The sequence below is a fragment of the Janthinobacterium sp. 1L-D-8-B-C4 genome (assembly GCF_057291295.1).
The window spans coordinates 53468-76653 of sequence record NZ_JBXAVX010000004.1; the positions used below are offsets into that span (position 1 = coordinate 53468).

The window sequence follows — 23186 nt, forward strand, 5'->3', positions numbered from 1 at the left end:
TCGAACGGAGCATCGCATGTCTTTCCAAGAAAAAAATCCCCTGCATATCTGCGCCTCGTCCGACTGCGATTGCGGCTTGACCCGCCGCGACTTTTTGCGCATGTCGGCGCTGGCCACGGCCAGCGTCGCCTCGCCGCTGCTGTTCGCCGGCGACGCCATGGCCCAGCAGGGGCCCAAGGGCGACGACCAGCCCGTGAAGATCGGCTATTTGCCGATCACCGATGCGACGCCGCTGCTGGTGGCCCATGCGCGTAAACTGTTCGAGGCCGAAGGCCTGCAGGCGGAAACGCCGCGCCTGTTTCGCAGCTGGGCGCAGATCATCGAAGCGTTTGTCGCCGGCCAGGTCAACGTGATCCATCTGCTGTCGCCGGCCACCTTGTGGGTGCGCTATGGCGCCAAGTTCCCCGCCAAGGTGGTGGCCTGGAACCACGTCAACGGCTCGGCGCTGACGGTGGCCAACGAAATCAACAAGGTGCAGGACCTGGGCGGGCGCACGGTGGCGATTCCGTTCTGGTATTCAATCCACAATATCCTGCTGCAGCAGATCCTGTCGGCCAATGGCTTGACGCCCGTCACGCGCGCGCGCAACGCGGCCATCAAACCGAACGAAGTGAACCTGATCGTGCTGGCGCCGGCCGAAATGGTCTCGGCCCTGGCCAGCAAGGCAATCGCCGGCTATATCGTGGCCGAGCCGTTCAATGCGGCGGCCGAAAACGCCGGCATCGGCAAGATCTTGCGCTTCTCGGGCGACGTGTGGAAAAACCACGCCTGCTGCGTGACGTTCTTGTCCGAGCGCGACATCAACACCCGTCCCGAATGGGCGCAAAAGGTCACCAACGCCATCGTCAAGGCGCAGCTGTGGACGCGCTCGAACCAGGTCGACACGGCCAAACTGCTGTCGAACGTGGGCGAACACCGCTACACGCCGCATCCGCTGCAGGTGCTGACCAAGGTGCTGGCCACCACCGACTACGCCACCTATGAAAAAGCGGGCCTGATCGTGCACAAGAACTGGCAGCAGCGCCGCATCGACTTCCAGCCGTATCCGTTCGCGTCCTACACGGAAGAACTGGTGCGTGCGATTGGCCGCACCAAGGTCGAGGGCGACACGCGTTTCCTGGCCAGTCTCGATCCGAAGTTCGCCGCGCGCGACCTGGTCGATGACCGTTTCGTGCGCAAGGCGATCAACGCCGTTGGCGGCCCAGCCGCCTTCGGCTTGCCGGCCAATTTGCTGCGCAGCGAAACCGTGGTGGTCTGACGATGGCAAGAACGTGGTTGATGCGCCTGGGACTGCCGTTGGTGGGGCTGGCATGCGCCTTGTTGCTATGGTCGCTCGGTGTGTGGCAACTGGAAAAATCCACGCCGATCGCCACCGCGTTTGCGCCACTGCCCACGGCGCTGGCGTTTCGCGACCTGCTGGCGGGCAGCGATATCTGGCTGCACGTCACGCTCAGTTTGCAAAGGGTGGCGGTCGGCCTGGGACTGGCGATCGCGGTCGGCGTGCCGCTGGGCGTGCTGGTGGCGATGTCGAAAGGTTTTTCGGGCGCGGCCATGCCGCTGTTCCAGTTGCTGCGCATGATATCGCCGCTGTCGTGGATGCCGATTGCCGTGATGGTGCTGGGCGTGGGCGACGCGCCAGTGTATTTCCTGCTGGCGTTTGCGGCGGTGTGGCCGATCCTGCTCAATACGGCGGCCGGCGTGGCGCGGCTCGATCCGAACTGGCTGCTGCTGGCGCGCAGCCTGTCGGCCACGCGCCGCGAGATCGTCTTCAAAGTGATTTTGCCGGGCATTACAGCCGATATCCTGACCGGCGTGCGCCTGGCCATCGGCATAATCTGGATCGTGCTGGTGCCGGCGGAAATGCTGGGCGTGTCGGCGGGCCTGGGCTACTTTATCCTCGACACGCGCGACCGCCTGGCGTATTCCGAACTGATGGCGGCCATCGTGCTGATCGGCATACTGGGTTTCATGCTGGACTATCTGGCCCGGGCCGCGCATGCGCGCTGGCTGCATCTCAAGCGTTAGCCGCAGCTTTCTCCACCACGCCCAAAGAGCTGGCGACGGCGGCATGCGCCGCCAGCGCCAGTTCGCGCCGGTGCGCGCCGACCGTGGCGATCGGCGCCAGGCATTCCAGTCGCGCAATGACAGGCCGGCCACCGAGGATGCGCACCATGCTTTGCGCAAATGTCATCTCACCGATAAAGTCGATCGAGTCGTGCGGCACGCCCGCCGCATCCACGTAGGACACGGCAAACGGCTGCACCGGCGCTTGCGCGTCGATCGCCGCTTCGAACAGATTGGCGTGAAACGGCAACAGGTTTCCTTGCGCCGCCGTGGTCCCTTCCGGGAATACGCCGATCCGTTCACCCTGCTGCAGTTTGTCGACCAGCCCCTGGAATATCTTGCGCAGGTCGCGCTTGTTGCCGCGCGAAATAAAGATCGTGCCGGCGCGCGCCGCCAGCCAGCCCAGGACCGGCCACGCGCGGATCTCGGCCTTGGCGACAAAGCGGCAAGGGTGGACCGCGTCGATCACAAAGATATCGAGCCAGGACACGTGGTTCGCCACCACCAGCGCATGCTCGAGCGCGGCCGCATGGCTGGCGGACGATTCCACCGTGACGTTGCAGATGGCCAGCAGCTGGCGCGACCAGGCGCGGATGCGCCGGTTGCGGCCCGCCACATCCAGCCAGGGGAACAGCACCAGGCTTTTGCTCATGCCGATGGCAAGATGGATGGCCACGCGGGCAAGGCGGTAGGTAAGCAGAAGTTTCAAATCACACCAGATCAGCGTTGAAACGCCACCCGACCCGCGACGATGGTCGCCTTGACCACGCCGCTCAGCTCATAGCCGAGGAACGGCGTGTGCTTGCCCTGGCTCGCCAGCGAGGACGACGATACGGTCCAGCGCGCGGCGGGGTCGAACACGCAGATATCGGCCGCTTCGCCGATGGCCAGGCTGCCGGCCGGGATGCCGGCCACGCGCGCGGCGTCGGCGGTGACCTTGGCCACGGCGCGCGCCAATGGGCGGGCGCCGGCTTGCGGCTGCGCCAGCGCATAGTCGTCGGCCCATTTCAGGGCCAGCGACAACAGCAGTTCCAGGCCGGTGGCGCCCGGCGACGCTTCGCCGAACGGCAGCAGTTTTTCATCGTCGTCGACCGGCGTATGGTCCGAGCACATGGCGTCGACGGTGCCGTCGAACAGCGCGGCGCGGATCGCGTCGCGGTCGCGCTGGCTGCGAAACGGTGGCGTCACGCGCGCGTTCGGGTCAAAGAAGCCGATGTCGGCATCGGTCAGGTGTACATGGTGCACGCCGACGTCGCAGGTGACGGGCAGGCCTTCGGCTTTCGCCGCGCGGATCAGGTCCAGGCCGGCGGCAGACGAAATGCGGCACAGGTGCACGCGCGCGCGGCTGGCGCGCATCAGTTCGAAAATCGTGTGCAGCGCGATGGTCTCCGACATCACCGGCACGCCCGACAAACCCAGGCGCGAAGCCAGCGGGCCACTGTGGGCAATCCCGCCACGGCCGATATGCGGGTCCTGCGGGCGCAGCCACACGGTGTAACCAAAGGTGTTCGCATACTGCATCGCGCGCAGCAGCACGGTGGTGTCTTCGATCGGCTCTTCAGCTTGCGCAAAGCCGATGCAGCCCGCTTCCGTCAGTTCCGCCATTTCCGTCAGCGACTGGCCTTTCAGGCCCATCGTCAGCGCGCCCAGCGGGTGCACATGCGCCTTGTCCTGCGTCTTGGCCCGGTATTTCAGCATTTCGACCAGGCCGGGTTCATCGAGCACCGGGTCGGTATCTGGCGGGCATACCAGGCTGGTCACGCCGCCCTGCAGCGCCGCCTGCAGCTCGGACTCGAGCGTGGCCTTGTATTCGTAGCCCGGCTCGCGCAGGCGCGCGGACAGGTCGACCAGGCCCGGCGAAACCACCAGGCCGGCGGCGTCAAAGGTGGTATCGGCAGTAAACCCGGCCGGCGCGCTGCCGACGGCAACTACCTTGCCGTCGGCGATAAACAGGTCCTGCAGGCCATCGATGCCGTTGGCCGGATCGATCAGATGGCCGTTCTTGATATGTAGTGTCGTCATGCTTGCTTCTCGTCCTTGGGCCATCAGCCCTGATTACCAGCCAAAATACTCATCACCGCCATGCGCACGGCGATACCGAAGGTCACCTGCGGCAGGATCACCGCCTGTGGACCGTCGGCCACCGCCGAATCGATCTCGACGCCGCGGTTCATAGGCCCCGGGTGCATCACGATGGCGTCCGGTTTCGCCAGCGCCAGGCGCTCCGGCGTCAGGCCATAGCTCTTGAAGTATTCCTGCGCCGATGGCAGCAGCGCGCCGCTCATGCGCTCGTTCTGCAGGCGCAGCATGATGATCACGTCGACGCCTTTCAGGCCTTCATCCATGTTGGTGAAGGTGCGCACGCCCATCTGCTCCAGGCCACCCGGCAGCAGCGTGTGCGGGCCGATGGCGCGCACTTCCGGCACGCCCAGGGTGGTCAGGGCATGGATGTCGGAACGCGCCACGCGGCTGTGCAGGATATCGCCGACGATGGCCACCGTCAGGTTGGTGAAATCCTTCTTGTAGTGGCGGATCGTGTACATGTCGAGCAGCCCCTGGGTCGGGTGCGCATGGCGGCCGTCGCCGGCATTGACCACGTGGACATGCGGCTGCCTGGTGTCGATCAGGTGCTTGGCGATCAGGTAGGGCGCGCCCGACTGCGCATGGCGCACGACGAACATGTCGGCATGCATGGCCGACAGGTTGTCGATGGTGTCGAGCAGGGATTCGCCCTTGCTGGCCGACGACGCCTGGATGTTCAGGTTGATGACGTCGGCCGACAGGCGTTTCGAGGCGATCTCGAAGGTGGTGCGGGTGCGCGTGGAGTTTTCAAAGAACAGGTTGAACACGCTTTTGCCGCGCATCAGCGGCACTTTTTTCACATCGCGGTCGGAGATGCCGACAAACGAAGAAGCCGTGTCGAGAATATGGTTGACGATAGACTTCGGCAAGCCTTCGATCGTCAACAGGTGCTGCAGTTCGCCGTGTTTGTTCAGTTGCGGATTAAGCATGGTGGGTGTCTATGGTGAGCGTGAATTTATCGCCGGCCTGCTTCAGGACCAGCGCCTGGCCCGGCGGCACGGCGGTAAAGGCGGCCACGAAATCGGCGGCCACCGGCAACTGGCGCTCGCCCCGGTCGACCAGCGCGGCCAGCATGATCTTGGCAGGACGGCCGTAATCGAACAACTCGTTGATGGCCGCGCGCGTGGTGCGGCCCGTGTACAGCACGTCGTCGACCAGCACGATGGTGGCGCCGGCCACGTCAAACGCAATTTGCGTCGGCTTGACGTCGGCATGCAGGCCCTTTTGGGCGAAGTCGTCGCGGTAAAAGGACACGTCGAGCACGCCCAGGCGGGCCGTCAGGTCCAGGTCGCGCGCCAGGCGTTCGGCCAGCCAGGCGCCGCCCGAGTGGATGCCGACGATGGCCACGTTGCTGGCGCCGGCCAGGCCGCTGCGCACTTGCTCGAGCAGGACCCCGTACAGGGCCTCGGCGTCGAGTTGGGAGGGGTTCACAAGATTGGACATAAGTGGAGGAGTAGTCAAAAAAAACGGTTCAGGACTGCGCGTCGAAATACTGCTGCAAGATCACGGCGGCGGCGCGGTCATCGATCACCTCGCCGCGCCGGGCGGCAATCACGGCCGAGGAGTAGCGCTCGTCGACCAGTTCCACCGGCAAGCCGAAGCGGCCGTGCACCTGGTTGGCAAAGCGCCGGCAGCGCGCGCTCATCTCGTGTTCGGTGCCGTCCGGGTGGCTGGGCAAGCCCACCACGATGCGGGTCGCGCCCCATTCCTTGATCAAGCCGGCGATGGCGGCAAACTTCGGTTCGTTGGCAATCGCGGTGATCACGCTCAGTGGCTTGGCCTGGCAAATCATGGTATTGCCAATGGCCACGCCGATGCGTTTCAGGCCAAAGTCGAAAGCGAGGATGGTGTCGATGGCCTCACCGCTCATGCGTGGCCGGCTTCCGAAGCGAGCATCAGCGGATCGATGCCCAGCAGCTTGATGGCCGCCACGTAGCGTTCGGCGATCGGGAAATCGAACAGGATATCGGCCGAGGCGCCCACCGTCAGCCAGCCGTTGCGGCCGATCTCGTCTTCCAGCTGGCCCGGGCTCCAGCCCGAATAGCCGATCGAGACCAGCATGCGTTCGGGGCCTTCGCCCTTGGCGACGGCTTCGAGCACATCGATCGAGGTGGTAAACGCCACTTCGTCGGTCACCGTCAGCGACGAGGAATAGCGCGCGCCCGGCGTGTGCAGCACAAAGCCGCGGTCGTCCTGCACCGGGCCGCCGAACATGATCGGTTCATTGACGATGGGCGCGTCGCTGCCGGCCGCCAGTTTCAGGTCGATGCGCTCGAACAGCACATCCATCGTCATGTCGGTGGGCTTGTTGATGACCACCCCCAGTACGCCGTTTTCATTGTGTTCGCACACATAGACGACGGTGCCGCCGAAGATCGGGTCTTGCATGGCCGGCATGGCGATCAGAAAATGGTTGGCCAGATTCAAGGTGGACGAACCGGTGACGGCGCCTTCGCTGGCGCTCTGCATCAAACGATGTCCCGGCAGCGTGTGGTCGATTTTACTCTTTTTCATACGCGTTGCTCTCTCTGTGGGCTTGCTGGCAAGACACCTTACCCCTGCTGTCATTATTGTTATTGGTGCGCGTGACTTGCGTGCGGAGGTCGATTGTAAAATCGTTACCGTTCTGCTGGCGCACACGCAAGCACTGCGAAATCAGGCGCTAGTTTACACTGAATTGCCATACCGGCGACGCCCAAGGCGCGGCGCGGGCAGGCATAATGCGCCGCAAGCGGCGAAAAATCGCTCTTTCTTGACCTTTTACAACGCAAATACGCCCAATCTGCCACCAATGACACTCAATACTTCCCTGGTCTGGTTCCGCCGCGACCTGCGCGCGTTTGACCATGCTGCACTGCACCATGCCTTGCGCCAGAGCCAGGCCGTACACTGCGTTTTCGTCTACGACAGCGCCATCCTGGACAGCCTGCCGCGCCGCGACCGCCGCGTCGACTTCATCCACGCCAGCCTGGCCGAACTGGCCAGCGAACTGCGCCAGCTCGGTGGCGACCTGATCGTGCTGCATGACGATGCGGCCACCGCCATCCCGCGCCTGGCGGCCGAACTGCAGGCCGATGCCGTGTTCGCCAACCACGACTACGAGCCGCAGGCAATCGCCCGCGATGCCGTTATAGCCGAGGCGCTGACGCTGGACGCGCGCCTGTGGTTCAGCTTCAAGGACCAGGTGATCTTTGAAAAAGACGAAGTGCTGACCCTGTCCGACAAGCCGTACACCGTCTATACGCCATATAAAAACGCCTGGCTGAAGAAAATGCGCGCCGACCCGGCGTGCCTGGCGCCTTTTGATATCGAGCCGCACGCAGCCAGGCTGGCGCCGCCGCGCGGCAAGCCGGCCGCCCTGCCGGCGCTGGAAGAACTGGGTTTCGCGCCCAGCAACCTGGCCGAACTGGCGATCCCGACCGGCATGTCGGGCGGCGCAAAATTGTTCGAGGATTTTTTGCCGAGGGTGGAAAAATACGATGTGGCGCGCGACTTTCCTGCCCTGAAAGGGCCGTCCTACCTGTCGCTGCATTTGCGCTTCGGCACCGTGTCGCTGCGCTACCTGGTACGCACCATGGTCGACCTGATGGCGCGCGGCGGCGGTGGCGACGGCGCGCCGGTCTGGCTGGCAGAACTGATCTGGCGCGATTTCTACGCCATGATCCTGTACCAGAATCCTCAGGTGGAGCATGGCGCCTTCAAACCGGCCTATGACGCCATCGCCTGGGAAACCGGCGAACTGGCCGACGACGCATTTGCCGCCTGGTGCGAAGGGCGCACCGGTTATCCGCTGGTGGACGCGGCCATGCTGCAGCTGAACCAGACCGGCTACATGCACAACCGCCTGCGCATGGTCACCGCCTGCTTCCTGATCAAGGACCTGGGTATCGACTGGCGCCGCGGCGAAGCGTATTTCGCGCTGCACCTGAACGACTTCGACCTGGCCTCGAACAACGGCGGCTGGCAGTGGGCCTCGTCGTCGGGCTGCGATGCCCAACCGTATTTCCGCATCTTCAACCCGATCACCCAGTCGGAAAAATTCGACGCCAACGGCCGCTTTATCCGCCGCTACCTGCCGCAATTGAAAGCGCTGGGCGACAAGGAAATCCACGCGCCGTGGCTGGTGCCGCGCATGCTGCTCGACCAAAAGAATATCGTGCTGGGGCGCGATTATCCCGCGCCCATCGTGCAGCACGATGAGGCGCGCAAGGAGACGCTCGAACGGTATGAAATAGTAAAAACCGTCAAGGTCGCCTAACTGCCGCTCAACAAACGATCCACCTCCGCCAGCAATTCCGGCTCCTGGAACGGCTTGCCGAAATACGCATTCACGCCCAGTTCCAGGGCGTGCTGGCGGTGCTTGTCGGCGCTGCGCGAGGTGATCATGACGACGGGAATCGCGCGTGTGCGCTGGTCGCTGCGCACATTGCGCGTCAGGTCGAAACCGTCCATGCGCGGCATTTCCACGTCAACCAGCATCAGCGCCGGCAGCGCCGCCGGTTCCAGCTCGTGCAGTTGTTCCAGCGCGTCGACGCCGTCCTTGGCCAGCAGCACCAGGTAGCCTTCGCGCTCGAACAGGCGCTGCATCACGCGGCGCACGGTCAGCGAATCGTCGACCACCATCACGCAGGCGCGCGGCGCGGGCAGCGCCACGCGGCCTTCGCCGGCGGCCGCCGCATACTGCGCCAGCAATTCAGGATGATGGCTCAGGTGCTGCGCCAGCGCCACCGGATTCAGGATCAACACGATGTCGCCGGTACCGAGCACGGTGGCGCCGGCGATGCCCGGCATGCGCGCCAGTTGCGGGCCCACGTGCTTGACCACTACTTCGCGGTTGCCCACCACATCGTCGACCTGCAGCGCCAGCCTGTCGTTGCCATTGCGTAGCAGCAGCACCGGCGCATGGCGCAGGCTCGATGGCGCTGTCGGCGGGTCGCCCAGCATGGTCGACAGCTGGTGCAGCGCCAGCAACTGGCCGTGCGCATCGATCTGCCCGGCTTTGGTCACCTGTTCCAGCTGCTCGCCCTTCAGGTGCAGTACCTGCTCGACCAGTACCGAGGGCAAGGCATAGGTCTTGCCATTGGCGGCCAGCAGCACCACTTGCGTCACAGCGAGAGTCAAGGGCAGGTGGATGGTGAAACGGATGCCCTGGCCCGCTTCGGTCACGGTGTCGACCCTGCCCCCCAGCGCCAGCGCTTCCGAGCGCACGATATCCATGCCGAAGCCGCGCCCGGCCAGCTCCGTCAGGCTGTCGGCGGTTGACAGGCCGGGGGCGAAGATCAGTTCGGCCGCCTGCGCGTCGCTGATCTCGGCATCGTCGGCCACCAGGCCGGTGCTGCGCGCCCTGGCGCGGATGCGCTCCAAGTCCAGGCCGGCGCCATCGTCCGAAAACGCGATCGCCACTTCATTGCCCTGCTGGCTGACCTGCACCAGCAATTCACCCGTTTCGTTCTTGCCGGCCGCCAGGCGCGCCGCGCGCGGCTCGATGCCGTGCACGATCGCGTTGCGCAGCAGGTGTTCGAACGGCGCGGCCATGCGTTCCAGTACGCTGCGGTCGATCTCCACATTGCCGCCACGGATATCGAGGTTGACGCGCTTGTCGACTTCCTTGGCGCTTTGCCGCGCCACGCGGAACAGCCGCTCGGCGATGCTGGCAAACGGCACCATGCGAATCTGCATCAGGTCGCGCTGCAGTTCGCGCGTCAGGCGCGCCTGCAGCACCAGGTCGTCGCCCACGGTGCCCACGCTCTGGCTCAGGTTTTCGTGGAACGAGGCGACGTCGCTGACGCTTTCGGCCATCATGCGCGTCAGTTCCTGCAAGCGCGTAAAGCGGTCGAATTCGAGCGGATCGAAATCGCGCTCGCTGCCGACTGCCATGCGCGAGGCGATCTGCGATTCGGCCTGCATTTCCACTTCGCGCAGTTGGCGCCGCAAGCGCGCCAGGTTATCGGAAAACTCGCCCAGCGAAGCACCCAGCACGGCCACCTCGTTTTCGATCTTCGAGCGCGTGATCGACACTTCGCCGGCCTGGTTCACCAGGCGGTCGAGGATGTCGGCGCGCACGCGCACCAGCGCCGCCTTCGGTTCCGGTGGCGGCGTGTCTTCCATGCCGGGCAGTGGCAGCAAGGGCTGCTGCAATTGTTCGAACAGGTGCAGCGCATGGTCGTAGTGACCCAGCAATTCCTCGAACGCCTGCGGCGTGGCCGTGCCCGCGTGCAGCATGTTTTCGATATGCGTTTCGATCTCATGCGCATGCTGGCCCAGGCGCATGGCGCCGGCCATGCGCGCGCTGCCCTTGACCGTGTGCAGTGTGCGCAGCAGCATCTGCGCCTGGCTATTGTCCTGTGGCTGCTGCTGCCAGTTGCGCAGCGCAGCGCCAATCTGCGGCAGCAAGTCGGCGCCTTCTTCCAGGAACACCGGCAACAAGTCCAGGTCCAGTTCATCGCTGATGCCGGCGCTGGCGGCCAGCAGGGCCTGCGCATCGGCCGGCGCCATCGCTGGCGCCTCGGGTTCGGCTTCAGGCTCCGGTTCCGCCGCGGCTGCCGCTGGCGGCGTATCGAACACGGAATCGAACAGGTCGTCGATGGCGCTGGTATCGGGCGCTGGCGGCAGCTTCATGCGTGCCGGCGGCGCCTCTTGCGCCGGCATGCCGCCCTGGCCTGCTCCATCTGCGATGATGCTGGCGTAGGTGGCGGCAAACAGCGCGTCCAGGCTCGACACCGGTGGCGCAGCGCTGTCGTCCATGATGCTGGCATAAGTCGCGGCAAACAGCGCGTCAAGGCCAGTCCCGGGCACTGGCGCGGTAGCTGCTGGTGGCGGCGCTGTCAATGCGCGCCACAGCGTATTAAGTTCCTCGATCAGCGCCGGCTGCGCCGGCGCCAGGTCGCCCAGGGCAAACGCCTGCAGCATCTGGCGGATGCCATCGGTGGCGTGTTCCAGCACGTCGTGCTGCGCGTCGGCCAGCCCGGCGCGCGGCGGCACCACCGTTTCGATGGCGATCTCCAGCGCATGTGCCAGGTCGCGCAAGGCGGCAAAGCCGACCGTGCCGGAGCTGCCGGCCAGCGTATGCACGGCCTGCAGCGCGTCGGCGCTGACGGCGCGCGCTTCGTGGCGCCATTCGCCGAAGTCGCGCGTGAGCAGGCGCAGCAGCTCGTCGGTTTCGGCCAGGTAGATGTTATACAGCGGCAGGCTGATGCGCAGTTCGCCCACGTGTTTCAGGTTGTCGTCCGGCGCTTCGTGCACAGTGGGCGCGGTGGCCGGCGGAAAGCCGATCACATTGCCGTTGCCGGCAGTGGCTGGCGTGGCCGGCGCCGGCGCGTCCTTCGCCAGCGGGCGCCGCTTGCGCAGCTCGAACGGCCCGCCTTCGCGCACCCGCTCGGCCGCATCCGGCAGCATGCCCGCCTCGCGCCCGCGTGCGCCGCCGCCTTCCAGCTCGGCCACCCATTCGCTCAACTGGTACCAGCCATAATTGAGCAGGGTGTACAAATCATCGCTGCCCGCACGCGCCTCGGCCAGCCAGGTATTGAGCACGCTTTCAATCGCGCCGGCCGCTTCGGCAAACTGCGCCAGGCCGATCATGCGGCTGCTGCCCTTCAGGGTATGGTACGAGCGGCGCAGCATGGCCAGGTGTTCGCCATTGCCGGAATCGGCGCGCAGCGCGGCCAGGGTGGTTTCAACAAAGGCCAGCACTTCGCGCGCCTCGGCGAGAAAAATATCGAGCATCTCGGCGTCGATATCGCCAGTGGCGGGCGTTGCATCCGGCGCCAGCGATGGCGCTGGCGGCAAAGGATGGTCGAGCACCGGCACCGGCACGCTGCCGCTGGCGGCCACCTTTTCAAACGGCAGCGCGCGGAAGGCGCCGCTGGCGGCGTCGAAATGAAAACGCGCGCTGGCCGCCTGCGCATTGCGGCCCAGCATGTCGACAAAAAAGCCCAGCGCGCTGACGTTTTGCGCGATCTCGTCAAGAGCCTCCATGGGTGCCTGGCTATCCGCATCCAGCAGCCGCTGTACGCTGGAGACCACCTGTTGCATGCCGGCGCTGGCGGCGCCCTGCCCCAGTTCCTCCAGGGTCTGCCGCATCGGCTGCAGTAGCGGCGCCACGCCGGCCAGCTCCGCACGCCGGCCAATATCGGCGTAATAGGCGTTCAGCAGCTGCTCGACCTGGCGCAAGCCCGCCTTCATGGACTCGGCCAGCGCAGCGGCTGTCTGCCCCTGTTCGATCTGGCGCGACAGCTCGCCTTGCGCCGGCGCCGCTGGCACCTCGCCGTCAAGCAGCGCCTGCAGGCGCGCGGCGATGGTTTCGGCATTGCTGGCAAAGTCGTCGGGCAGCCTGCGCAATTGCTCCAGGCCGGTTTCGGCAAACAGCAGCGCCGTCTCCATTTCCTGCGCCAGCGCCGGCTGGCGGCCACTGGCGGCTGCCAGCCGCGCCACGTCCGCGCCCTGGCGCAGCAGGCCGGCCAGGGCCGGCACTTTCAAGGATTCCGCCTGCGCCGCCACCTCATCGAGCGCGCCGCTGAAGGCCTCGCCGGGCGCCGCCTCGCGCCAGTGCGCGCGCGCGCGGGCCAGCGCCGCGCGCGCATTTTGCAAGGCGGCTTGATCGACCTGTCCATAGCGCCGCGCTTCGACGTCGTCCGCCACCAGGCCCTCGAGTTCAAATACCTCACGCAACTGGCGCGCTGCCGGCGTCGGTTCGGTAGCGGCCGCGATCAGGTACAGCGCATCGCGCAGCAGGGTGCCGGGCAAGCCGGCCGTGCCTTGCGCCAGGCGGCGCAATTGCAGGTTGATCAGGCCGAACAGCTGTTTCATGTACAGGCTGTCGCCACCCTGGCCCTGGGCTGCCAGGCCGGCCACGGCCTGCATGGTGAACCAGAAGGTGCGCGCCGCCCCTTCCGTCTGCGCGTCGGCCACCAGTTCCAAGGTATCGTGCAGGGCTTGCGCATGCAACTGGCGCGCCTCGGCATCGGGTGCCCTCAGGAACGGCAGCAACGACTTTTCAAAGCGGCTGCGCCAGGCCGGATAGTCGGCGGCGATCACCGGCTCGGCCAGCGCGATCGCGTGATGCTGGTCCACCTCCGGCGGGAAAAACAGTTCGGCCGGATGCACGCGTTCCACGCCCAGCAGGGTCTGCAGCGCGCGGTAGTAGGGGAACAAGCGGGTGGGCTGCGGCGGCGTGCCGGCCAGCAGGTCTTCCAGGTATTCGCTCAAGGCCTGGTACAGTTCGGCCACCACTTGCGCATGGTCGACCGTATATTCCAGGCTGCCGTCGCGAAAACGCGTCAGCGCCTGTTCCGCGCCCGCCGTCAGCAGGCCGGCGCCGGCCACGTCGACCATCACCAGCGCGCCGTGCGCCTGGTGCAGGTGCGAGCGCGCATGCTGCAGCGCGGTGGCGCGTTCCTCGCGCTCGCGCCCGCCCGCTTCGAACAAAGCCGTCCTGGAACGGGCCAGCGCTTCGCGGATTTCCACCATCACCCAGGACAAGGGCTCGCTGTCGAACGGCTTGGACTGCTGCGGCCTGGACTGCTGCGGATTATCTGGTGTGCTCATGCCTGCCTCGGTAAAGAATTCATAACGCAAAAATCGGCACGCGCCGGGCGCTGGCTCAGGCGGCGACGCGGAAACGCGACACCGAATTTTTCAGCTCCTGGGCCAGCAGCGACAGTTTATGGATCGACTGCGCCGTTTGCTGCGTGCCATCCTGGGTCTGTTCCGTCACGCTCAGGATATGCTGGATATTCAAGGCCACGCCGCTGGCCGAACCGGCCTGCGTGCCGGTGGCGAACGACATGCCCTGGATCAGTTCGGCCAGGTGTTTCGACACCTTGCTGATATCGTTCAGGGCCGCGCCTGCGGCGTCGGACAAATGCGCGCCCTCGACCACGCCCTGGGTCGATTTTTCCATCGCCCGCGTCGCATCCCGGGTATCGGCCTGGATGGTACGCACCAGCGCGCCGATCTGCTTGGCCGCGCCGGCCGAGCGCTCGGCCAGGCGCTGCACTTCCTCTGCTACCACCGAAAAGCCGCGCCCCGCCTCGCCGGCTGAAGCGGCCTGGATGGCGGCGTTCAGCGCCAGCACATTGGTCTGCTCGGTGATGTCGGAAATCAGTTCGGTGATCTCGCCGATTTCCTGCGACGATTCGCCCAGGCGCTTGATGCGCTTGGAGGTGTCCTGGATCTGGTCGCGGATCTCATGCATGCCCTTGATGGCGTTTTCCACCGCCGTCGAGCCTTGCAGCGCGGCCGCCACCGACTGGCGCGCCACGTCGGCCGAGACGCTGGCCGACTTCGACACTTCCGTGATCGCATTGGCCATTTTCACCACCGTGGCGCTGACGCCCTGGATTTCACGCGACTGCTGCTGCGAGGCGATCAGCAGTTTGCTGGAAATACTTTGCGCCTGGGTCGAGGCGCGGTTGACCTGCTCGGCGGTAGCCGTCACCCTCCCCACCAGGCCGCGCAGTTCCTCGACCGTGTAATTGACCGAATCGGCGATCGCGCCGGTGATGTCTTCCGATACCGTCGCCTGCACCGTCAGGTCGCCATCAGCCACCTTTTGCAGCTCGTTCATCAGGCGCAAAATAGCCCCCTGGTTCTGGTCGTTCTGCGCCTTGGCCGCTTCTTCTTTTTCCTGCGCCAGCAGGCGGCGGATCTCCGCTTCCTGGCGCCGCCGCTCGGCATCGCGCGTGCGGTTGACGGAGTCCTGCAGCAGCACGCGGCCCATGCCGGCCGCCGCCACCAGGGTCAGCAGCACGCCGCCCACCATCAGCCAGAAGGCAGCGCCCAGGGTTTCCTGGTTCACATGGTACAACTGCTGCAGCAGGGTCAGGCGCTGGCGCAGGTCTTCGTTCTCGCTGAAGATCAGCTGCTCGGCACTCTTGGCCGCGCTGAATTTGTCGAGACCGTCGAGCAGGGAGGAGACCAGCTTCTGGTAGCTGTCGAAGCCCGCCTTCAGCGCTACCAGCTGCTCGCGCAATTGCGCGTCGCGCGTGGGCGCCAGCTGCAAGGTGCCGCTGCCATTGAGCAGGCCGTCGACGGCGGCGCGGAAATACGTGGTGTCGCGGCCCAGCGCGAACGCGGTTTCCGAACTGATGCTGCCCGAGGCGACAAAGCCGCTGGCGCTGCGGCTCATGCGCTGGGTCAGCATCATCAGCCGGCCGATCACGGCCAGCTCGCGCCCATTGCCGCCGCGCTGCACTTTCAAGGCGGCGATTTCCTCGGTTTGCGCCAGCAGCGCCGGCGTGCGCGCATTCAATTGCTGCAAGGTCTGGTCGAACTGGCCCAGTTCCGCCTTCAGGCGCAAGATGGTGCCGGCCGCGCGCTCGCTGCTGGCCCATTTTTTACGCGCGTCGGCCACCGCCGCCAGCAAGCTGGCGCGCGACTCGCCGATATCGCGGCCGTGGTAGGTGCCGCCGCGCACCATCAAACGGAAATCCTGGTTCAGCTCATTGCGGCTTTCTTCCAGCTGGCGGAAGGCCTCGGGATTGCCCTGCACCGCGTTCGGCGCTGCTTTCCCCAGGCGCTGCGAGTGCATCAGCGCGTCGCTGGCCAACTGCGTCTGCGCCGAGGCGATATTGCCGCTGCGCGTATTGAGGGTGACAAACAGCAGGCTGGCCGCCAGGCTCAGGGCCATCACGGTGGTCAGTACCGACAGCTGTTTTTGCAGCGGCAAATGGCCGATCAGCGGCAGTTTCAGGTCGGCCGCCGGCGCGCTGGCCAGCGTCTTGCGCCGTCCCAGCGCATCGCGCAGGCGCAAGGGCAGATCGTCGGGCGAGATGGTGGCGGCAGGCACGGCGCCGTCGGCCAGGATCGAAGAATGGTCGCCCATCAGCGCAGTTCCTTGTAATTGTGAGCGAGGTGGGCGCCGGCAAAACCGGCATCGAGAAAACGCTCGGCTTGCGCCAGCTGCGCCAGGTCCAGCCGCAGCCAGCTCTGCTGTTCGCTGTCGCGCAACGCGTGCGCAGCCCAGGGATAGGCCGCAACATCTGGCGGCGTGGACGCAGCCAGCATGCCGCGCTGCTGGCGCAGGCCCAGCACGCGCTCGACCAGCACGGCGCAGTCGAGCCCCAGGCGCGGCGCAAACGTGATCAAGCGGCTGTCGCCTTGCATGCTGCAAGCGGGCTGGCCCATGTAGCGCGCCAGGTCGATGACGGCCGTCAGGCGCCCGCGCATGGCCGCCAGGCCCAGGTACCAGTCCTGCGCCAGCGGCACGCCCTGGATTTGCAGGCCGGCCGGGATCACGATCTCGCCCAGTTGCGTGAGGTCGAGCAGGCAGTGGCGCCCGCCCAGCAGCACGCCCAGGTCCTTGCGGCCGGCCAGCGCGCCGCTGCGTGCGGCCTGCACCCTTTCGTGCAGCTGCAACTGGTACTGGCGCAAACGCCCGTGCCGCGCACCGCCTTCAAAGGGCGGCGATCCGGAGGCGGCGATGCCGGGCGTGATCTGCATGGCTCAGGACAGCGCCGCGATCTTGGCCAGCAGGTCCGCTTCGACCACCGGCTTGACCAGGTAGTCGCGCGCGCCCTGGCGCAGGCCCCAGATGCGGTCCGTCTCCTGGCTCTTGCTGGAACAGATAATCACCGGCACATGGGCCAGCTCGGGGTCGCGTGCGATGGCGCGCGTGATCTGGAAGCCATTTGCGCCCGGCATCACCACATCCATCAGGATCAGGTCGGGCCTGTCCTGCTTGAGCCGGGCCAGCGCGTCGGCGCCGTTTTCGGCGGTGGACACGGCATAGCCGGCGCGCACCAGCATCTCGCTCAGGTAGTAGCGTTCCGTCGGCGAATCATCGACGATCAGAATGGTATGTATGGACATCAGCTTCCTTGCTGCATTGGTGGTTAATAACGACTAACGGCGCTACCGCGGCGCACTTGCTGCCAGGTGCTGCCGCACGGCCGCCAGCAGCGCCTCGCGCGCCAGCGGCTTGGCCAGGCAGGCGCTGGCGCCGGCCAGGCTGCCGCGCGCGCGGTCGAACAGGCCCTCTTTCGACGACAGCATCAGCACCGGCGTGGCGCGAAAACCGGCACTGGCGCGTATCAGGGCGCAAGTGCGGTAGCCATCGAGACGCGGCATCACCACGTCGCACACCACCAGTTCGGGCCTGCAGTCGCCCAGCTTGGCCAGCGCATCGAAGCCATCTTCGGCCAGCACCACCTGGTAGCCGGCGTCGCGCAGGTAACCGGCCACGCAGGTACGCATGGTGGCGCTGTCGTCGATTACCAGGATGGTGGCGCCGCCGGCGTCCGGGAAAGGGCTGCTCAAGGGTGGCTCAATGTAATCATTCGGCAATTATTCACACCATAACATAGGCCGGCGCACGCTGCCGCATGGCAGCGGACATGGCGCCAGGCATGACTATCGTATAAAATTGCTTAAATAGCCACCATCTCGAAGTCGTCCTTGCGCGCGCCGCATTCCGGGCAGGTCCAGTTCATCGGCACATCGGCCCAACGCGTGCCGGGAGCGATGTCTTCGTCTGGCAGGCCAGCCGCTTCATCATAAACCCAGCCACAGATAAGACACATCCACGTCTGGAATTGCTGCGTTGTTTCGTTGCTACTCACGTTCTGCCACCCTTCAATCAAGTAAAATGCTGAATTAGGTATCTTAATCTACCCGCCGTGCAAAACCAAACTTCTCCCCTCATATTAAGCTTCGGCGTGTCCGATCCCGTCGGCGCGATCGGCATCCAGGCCGACCTGGCCACGTTTGCCTCGTTCGGCTGCCATGGCCTGTCGGTCACCACCGGCCTGTTGATCAGCGATACCGCCCGCGTTGAAGACGTGCAGGCGGTCGACCCTGACTGGGTCTCCGACCAGGCCCGCGTGCTGCTCGAAGACATGTCGGTGGCCGCCATCAAGATCGGCGCGCTGGGCAGCGTGGAAAACGTCACGGCGATTGCCGAAATCGTTTCCGACTACCCCGACGTGCCGTTGATCCTCGACCCCTTCATTTCGGCGCTGCCGGAACAGGGCATGGACGACGAAGACATCCTGACGGCCGTGCGCCAGCTCCTGATCCCGCAAACCACCCTGCTGGTGCTGTCGCCGGTGGAACTGGAACGCCTGGCCGAAACCTGGCGCGACAGCGACCCCTCCGACACCTTGCAAAATGACGTCGACTACCTGGTCGCGCTGGGCTGCGAATACGTGCTGGTGACCTGCATGCAGGCCGACGCCAGCAAAAGCGGCACCGGCGAAGGCAAGCTGCGCGCCAATACCCTGTTCGGCGAAGACGGCGTGGTGCGCCACGACGTATGGCGCCACCTGCCCGGTATCTTCAACGGCGCCGGCAGCACCCTGTCGGCAGCGGCCACGGCGCTGCTGGCGCTGGACCAGGGCGGCGGCGATGTCGACAGCGACGTGCAGCAGGCGGTGGTGGCGGCCCAGGAATACACGGCCGGTGCGCTCACGCATGCGCGGCGCTTCGGCATGGGCAAGCTGGTACCGAACCGCCTGTTCAAGCCCGGCGCCTGACGCCTGGCACCCTTACAACCCATTCAAGGCAACCTCATGACGACTTCGCAAAACGATACCCTGTTCGCCCGCGCCCAGAAAACCACGCCGGGCGGCGTCAACTCACCAGTGCGCGCCTTCCGCTCGGTGGGCGGCACGCCGCGCTTCATCACCCGCGCCGAAGGCCCGTATTTCTGGGATGCCGACGGCAAGCGCTATATCGACTACATCGGCTCGTGGGGCCCGGCCATCGTTGGCCACGCCCACCCCGAGGTGGTGAAAGCGGTGCAGGACGCAGCCGCGCTGGGCCTGTCATTCGGCGCGCCGACCGAAGGCGAAGTGCTGATGGCCGAGGAAATCACGCGCCTGGTGCCGTCGATCGAACAGGTACGGCTGGTCTCGTCGGGCACGGAAGCGACCATGAGCGCGCTGCGCCTGGCGCGCGGCGCCACCGGACGCGACAAGATCGTCAAGTTCGAAGGCTGCTACCACGGCCACGCCGACTCGCTGCTGGTGAAAGCCGGCAGCGGCCTGCTCACCTTCGGCAACCCGACCTCGGCCGGCGTGCCGGAAGATTTTGTCAAGCACACGCTGGTGCTCGACTATAACAACGTCGAGCAGCTGAAAGACGCCTTCGACAGTTTTGGCAGCGACATCGCCTGCGTGATCGTCGAACCGGTGGCCGGCAACATGAACCTGGTAAAAGCCACGCCGGAATTCCTGCAGGCAATGCGCGAGTTGTGCACGCAGCACGGCGCGCTGCTGATTTTCGATGAAGTCATGTGCGGCTTCCGCGTGGCGCTGGGCGGCGCGCAGGCACTGTACAACATCAAGCCTGACCTGACCGCTCTGGGCAAGGTGATCGGCGGCGGCATGCCGGTGGCGGCCTTTGGCGGCAGCGCGGCGCTGATGCACAATATGGCGCCGCTGGGCGCGGTCTACCAGGCCGGCACCCTGTCGGGCAATCCGGTGGCCGTGGCAGCCGGCATGACCACCCTGAAACTGATACAGCAGCCAGGCTTTTATGAAAAGCTGGGCGCCACCGCACAACGCCTGGCCGATGGCTTGACGGCGGCGGCGAAAGAGGCCGGCGTGGAATTTTGCGCCGACTGCATCGGCGGCATGTTCGGCATTTATTTCAGCGCCACGCCGCCGACCAGCTACGCCGAAATGATGGCGGGCGACCGCAGCAAGTTCAACGCCTTTTTTCACGCAATGCTGGACGAAGGCGTGTACTTTGCGCCAGCCGCGTTTGAAGCGGGCTTTGTCTCGGCGCAGCATGACGACGCCGTGATCGACGCCACCATTGCCGCCGCACGCAAGGTGTTTGCCAATCTGAAGTAATCGTTACCCGCATTGTTCGCGGCGGCCGTCCTGGCCGCCGCACCCCGCCCCATTTTCTGCTCTCTCCTGCTATATTCGATATATAAAAAAGGAGACTGCATGGACTACATCATCGGTGTCGATATCGGCACCCAAAGCACCAAGGCTTTACTGGTCGACCGCACCGGGGTCATCATCGCCCAGCATGCGCACGGCTACCAGGTCGATACGCCAAAACCCCTGTGGGCAGAACAGTGGCCGGCCGTCTGGTACCAGGCCGTGCTTACCTGCGTGCGCGAAGTGGTGCAAAAAAGCGGCGTGCCGGCTGCAAGCATCAAGGCGCTCTGCGTCAGCAGCCTGTACGGCGGCTCCGGCATTCCCGTCGACGAGGCCATGCAGCCGCTGCACCCCTGCCTGATCTGGATGGACCGGCGCGCCACCGATGAGGTGGAATGGGTGAACCGGCAGATCGACCTGCAGCGCCTGCACGCGATCACCAGCAATGGCGTCGACAGCTATTACGGCTATACCAAGATGCTGTGGTTGAAAAACCATCGGCCCGACATCTGGCAGCGTACGCAGTATCTGCTGCCGCCAAACAGCTATATCAACTACCTGCTGTGCGGCGAGGTGGCGGTCGACCATAGCTCGGCCGGCAATATCGGCGGCGTGTACGACATGGCGGCGCGCAACTGGTCGACCGAGATGCTCGATGCGCTGGGCATCCCGGCGCGCATGATGCCCGCGCGGCTGGTCGACTCGTCCGAGGTAGTCGGCGCCCTGCTGCCGGCGGTGGCCGAACAGCTGGGCCTCCTGGCTGGCACGGCGGTGGTGGCCGGCGGCGTCGATGCGGCCGTCGCCACGCTGGCGGCAGGCGTCAGCCGCGCCGGCCAGCATGTGGCGATGATCGGCACCAGCATGTGCTGGGGCACCATTCGGCAAGAGGCCGATGCCAGCCATGGCCTGATCAGCATGCCCCATGTCTTCAACAGCGCGCACGATTTATATGTGTTTGGTGGCGCAATCACGGCCGGCGCTTCCGTCAGCTGGTTCCGCGACGCCTTCTGCCAGGCCGATATCGATGACGCCAGGCGCCAGGGCTACGACGATGTGCACCAGCTGATGGAAGAAAACGCCGCCAAAGTGCCGCCCGGCGCCGACGGCGTGCTGTTCCTGCCTTACCTGATGGGCGAGCGCAGCCCGATCTGGGACGCGAAAGCCAGCGGCGCGTTTTTGGGCCTGAACCTGTACCACGGCCGCTCGCACCTGTACCGCGCCGTGCTCGAAGGCGTGAGCTTCGCGCTGAAACACAATATTGACGCCGGCAGCCAGGGTGCGGCCACCCTGGACGACAAATTGATCGTCGTTGGCGGCGCCGCCCACTCGCCGCTGTGGCTGCAGATCATTGCCGACATCACCGGCTACCAGGTATATACGATTGCCGAAAATGTCGAGGCGGCGCTTGGTGCTGCCTTGCTGGCGGCGCTGGGTACGGGCCTGATCTCGCGCGAGGCGGCGCAGCAGGGATGGGTCACGCTGGTGCCGCGCAGTACGCCACAGCCCGAGGCCAGCGCCACCTACCGGCGCGCGTTCGGGCTATATCGCGATGCCTATCCGGCACTGCAAAGCCTGATGCACGGCCTGCAGCAGGGTGCGCAAGACTGAACTGCGCAAAATACAACAGCCGGCATAATTGCCAAGCAAGCGCTTCCAGCATTACAATGAGAATAATTCTTATTTGCAATCACGAAGCGACTGCCCATGCCGGCTGCCCCAGCGTCACCACCACCCGTCGAGACCCTGTATGCCGACCACCATGGCTGGCTGCAGTCACTGCTGCGCCGGCGCCTGGGCAATGCGTTTGACGCGGCCGACCTGGCGCATGACGCGTTTGTGCGCCTGCTAACCAAACCGCGCAGTTTCGACAGTTTCGAGGGCGCGCGCGCCTATCTGAGCACGGTGGCGCGCGGCCTGTGCGTGGACCTGTGGCGCCGCCGCGAGATCGAACAGGCCTGGCTTGCCGCGCTGGCGGCGCAGCCTGAAGCCCATGCCTGTTCGGCCGAGCAGCAGGCCAGCGTGCTGCAGGCGCTGGGCGAAATCGACGCCATGCTGCGCAGCCTGCCGGCCAGGGTGGCGCAAGCGTTCGTGCTGGCGATGGTGCATGGCATGACGGACAAGGAAGTGGCGGCGCAGCTGAACGTATCTGACCGCATGGTGCGCAAATACATGGCCAAAGCCCTGTTGCACTGCATGCTGCTGGAACAGCGCCTGGAAGCATCATGAGTACCTCGCATGCCGCCATGCGGCAGGCGGCCGAGTGGTTTGCCCTGCTGCGCTCGGGCGAGGCCAGCGACAGCGACCGCCATGCCTGGCAAGCCTGGCTCGATCAGAAAGGCGAGCACCGCGACGCCTGGGCCCATGCCGAAACCATCGCCAGCCGCTTCGAGCCGATGCGCGCACCGGAAACGCGGCACGCCGCCGTCGATGCGCTGCACGGCGCGCGCGCCAGATCGCTGTCGCGCCGGCGCGTGCTGGGCGCGATCGCCCTGCTCGGCGGCGGCGCGCTGCTGGGCCTCGAAGCCTGGCGCGCCCATCCCCTCTATCTGCTGGCGCAATACCGCACCGGCACCGGCGAGCTGCGCACGCTGACCCTGGCCGACGGCAGCAGCGTCTGGCTCAATACGGCCAGCGCGTTTGACACCGACTACAGCGCCAGCCTGCGCCGGCTGCATTTGCTCGATGGCGAAATGCTGGTCGATACCGCACATGACAGCACGCGCCCGTTTGTTGTCGACACGGTGCATGGCCGCCTGCGCGCGCTGGGCACGCGCTTTGCCGTGCGCCTGCTGGGCGAGACCACCTACGTGGCCGTGTATGGCGGCGCGGTCGAGGTGCGCAGCGGCGGCGGCGCCACGCGCATCGTCAGCGCCGGCAGCCAGCTGAGTTTCACGGCTGGCAGCATCGGCGCCACGCAGGCGGCCGATCCGGCGCGCGAAGCCTGGTCGCGCGGCGTGCTGCTGGCCGAGAATATGGCGCTGCAGGACGTGGTGGCCGAATTGAACCGCTATCACCATGGCCATATCGGCGTGTCGCCCGAGGTGGCGCAGCTGCGCGTGCTGGGCGGCTACCCGCTGCATGACGCCGACAAGACCTTGCGCATGCTGGCGGCCGTGCTGCCGCTGCGGATCAAGCGCACGCTGCCGTGGTGGACCACGCTCGAAAAAATTTGAAAAGATGGCCGTTTGCGGTTCCGCATTTGGCGCACTGGTT

Annotated in this window: 20 protein-coding genes; 8 read left to right on the forward strand and 12 right to left on the reverse strand. The window is 65.7% G+C overall.

Annotated elements, in window-relative coordinates; genetic code table 11:
- The first annotated feature begins 16 nt into the window (after nt 1–16).
- The gene (locus AC0Z42_RS09015; protein WP_485467889.1) at nt 17–1258 is read left to right on the forward strand and encodes an ABC transporter substrate-binding protein; all 1242 of its coding nucleotides are present in this window, start codon (nt 17–19) and stop codon (nt 1256–1258) included.
- Between the two features lie 20 nt (nt 1259–1278).
- Nucleotides 1279–2025, forward strand: a complete 747-nt coding sequence (locus AC0Z42_RS09020; RefSeq protein ID WP_485467890.1) for an ABC transporter permease — start codon at nt 1279–1281, stop codon at nt 2023–2025.
- Here the strand turns inward: AC0Z42_RS09020 and AC0Z42_RS09025 are convergent.
- From AC0Z42_RS09025 to AC0Z42_RS09050, 6 genes are read right to left on the reverse strand one after another with little or no spacing between them, the layout of a single operon-like run.
- Nucleotides 2015–2773 (reverse strand): lysophospholipid acyltransferase family protein, encoded by a 759-nt coding sequence (locus AC0Z42_RS09025; RefSeq protein ID WP_485467891.1) that lies wholly within the window; start codon nt 2771–2773, stop codon nt 2015–2017. The two genes, AC0Z42_RS09020 and AC0Z42_RS09025, sit on opposite strands and share 11 nt — an antisense overlap.
- An 11-nt stretch (nt 2774–2784) precedes the next feature.
- Entirely contained in the window at nt 2785–4086 is a 1302-nt protein-coding gene (locus AC0Z42_RS09030; RefSeq protein ID WP_485467892.1) for a dihydroorotase, read from the reverse strand.
- A 23-nt stretch (nt 4087–4109) separates the two neighbouring features.
- Nucleotides 4110–5075: an aspartate carbamoyltransferase catalytic subunit gene (locus AC0Z42_RS09035; protein ID WP_034780223.1), complete on the reverse strand. Its 966-nt coding sequence runs from the start codon at nt 5073–5075 to the stop codon at nt 4110–4112.
- Nucleotides 5068–5589: a bifunctional pyr operon transcriptional regulator/uracil phosphoribosyltransferase PyrR gene (gene pyrR, locus AC0Z42_RS09040; protein WP_485467893.1), complete on the reverse strand. Its 522-nt coding sequence runs from the start codon at nt 5587–5589 to the stop codon at nt 5068–5070. Before pyrR ends, AC0Z42_RS09035 begins: the two co-directional genes overlap by 8 nt.
- Nucleotides 5590–5617: 28 nt before the next feature.
- Nucleotides 5618–6016, reverse strand: coding sequence for a Holliday junction resolvase RuvX (gene ruvX, locus AC0Z42_RS09045; protein ID WP_485467894.1), 399 nt, complete (start codon nt 6014–6016; stop codon nt 5618–5620).
- Nucleotides 6013–6660 carry a YqgE/AlgH family protein gene (locus AC0Z42_RS09050; RefSeq protein WP_485467895.1) on the reverse strand — a complete coding sequence of 216 codons (648 nt, stop codon included), beginning with the start codon at nt 6658–6660 and terminating at the stop codon, nt 6013–6015. The genes ruvX and AC0Z42_RS09050 overlap by 4 nt, the downstream gene beginning before the upstream one ends.
- A 277-nt stretch (nt 6661–6937) precedes the next feature.
- Here AC0Z42_RS09050 and AC0Z42_RS09055 point away from each other — a divergent pair, with 277 nt between their 5' ends.
- Nucleotides 6938–8404: a cryptochrome/photolyase family protein gene (locus AC0Z42_RS09055; RefSeq protein ID WP_485467896.1), complete on the forward strand. Its 1467-nt coding sequence runs from the start codon at nt 6938–6940 to the stop codon at nt 8402–8404.
- Here AC0Z42_RS09055 and AC0Z42_RS09060 read toward each other — a convergent pair.
- From AC0Z42_RS09060 to AC0Z42_RS09085, 6 genes are all read right to left on the reverse strand, one after another.
- On the reverse strand, nt 8401–13689 hold the full coding sequence (locus AC0Z42_RS09060; protein WP_485467897.1) for an Hpt domain-containing protein: 5289 nt from the start codon (nt 13687–13689) through the stop codon (nt 8401–8403). The two genes, AC0Z42_RS09055 and AC0Z42_RS09060, sit on opposite strands and share 4 nt — an antisense overlap.
- A gap of 55 nt (nt 13690–13744) precedes the next feature.
- Entirely contained in the window at nt 13745–15967 is a 2223-nt protein-coding gene (locus tag AC0Z42_RS09065) for a methyl-accepting chemotaxis protein (RefSeq protein ID WP_485467898.1), read from the reverse strand.
- Complete coding sequence (locus AC0Z42_RS09070; protein ID WP_485467899.1) at nt 15967–16584, reverse strand: chemotaxis protein CheW; 618 nt, start codon at nt 16582–16584, stop codon at nt 15967–15969. Before AC0Z42_RS09070 ends, AC0Z42_RS09065 begins: the two co-directional genes overlap by 1 nt.
- A 3-nt stretch (nt 16585–16587) precedes the next feature.
- Nucleotides 16588–16953, reverse strand: a complete 366-nt coding sequence (locus tag AC0Z42_RS09075; protein ID WP_485467900.1) for a response regulator — start codon at nt 16951–16953, stop codon at nt 16588–16590.
- A gap of 42 nt (nt 16954–16995) precedes the next feature.
- On the reverse strand, nt 16996–17400 hold the full coding sequence (locus AC0Z42_RS09080; protein WP_485467901.1) for a response regulator: 405 nt from the start codon (nt 17398–17400) through the stop codon (nt 16996–16998).
- Between the two features lie 110 nt (nt 17401–17510).
- Entirely contained in the window at nt 17511–17663 is a 153-nt protein-coding gene (locus tag AC0Z42_RS09085; protein ID WP_038488910.1) for a rubredoxin, read from the reverse strand.
- A 96-nt stretch (nt 17664–17759) separates the two neighbouring features.
- Here AC0Z42_RS09085 and thiD point away from each other — a divergent pair, with 96 nt between their 5' ends.
- From thiD to AC0Z42_RS09110, 5 genes are all read left to right on the forward strand, one after another.
- Nucleotides 17760–18614 (forward strand): bifunctional hydroxymethylpyrimidine kinase/phosphomethylpyrimidine kinase, encoded by an 855-nt coding sequence (thiD, locus tag AC0Z42_RS09090; protein WP_485467902.1) that lies wholly within the window; start codon nt 17760–17762, stop codon nt 18612–18614.
- A 36-nt stretch (nt 18615–18650) separates the two neighbouring features.
- Nucleotides 18651–19937 carry a glutamate-1-semialdehyde 2,1-aminomutase gene (gene hemL, locus AC0Z42_RS09095; protein ID WP_485467903.1) on the forward strand — a complete coding sequence of 429 codons (1287 nt, stop codon included), beginning with the start codon at nt 18651–18653 and terminating at the stop codon, nt 19935–19937.
- Nucleotides 19938–20036: 99 nt separating this feature from the next.
- Nucleotides 20037–21581 carry an FGGY-family carbohydrate kinase gene (locus AC0Z42_RS09100; protein ID WP_485467904.1) on the forward strand — a complete coding sequence of 515 codons (1545 nt, stop codon included), beginning with the start codon at nt 20037–20039 and terminating at the stop codon, nt 21579–21581.
- A 96-nt stretch (nt 21582–21677) separates the two neighbouring features.
- Entirely contained in the window at nt 21678–22199 is a 522-nt protein-coding gene (locus AC0Z42_RS09105; RefSeq protein ID WP_485467905.1) for a sigma-70 family RNA polymerase sigma factor, read from the forward strand.
- Nucleotides 22196–23146 (forward strand): FecR domain-containing protein, encoded by a 951-nt coding sequence (locus AC0Z42_RS09110; RefSeq protein ID WP_485467906.1) that lies wholly within the window; start codon nt 22196–22198, stop codon nt 23144–23146. Before AC0Z42_RS09105 ends, AC0Z42_RS09110 begins: the two co-directional genes overlap by 4 nt.
- Nucleotides 23147–23186: the final 40 nt, after the last annotated feature.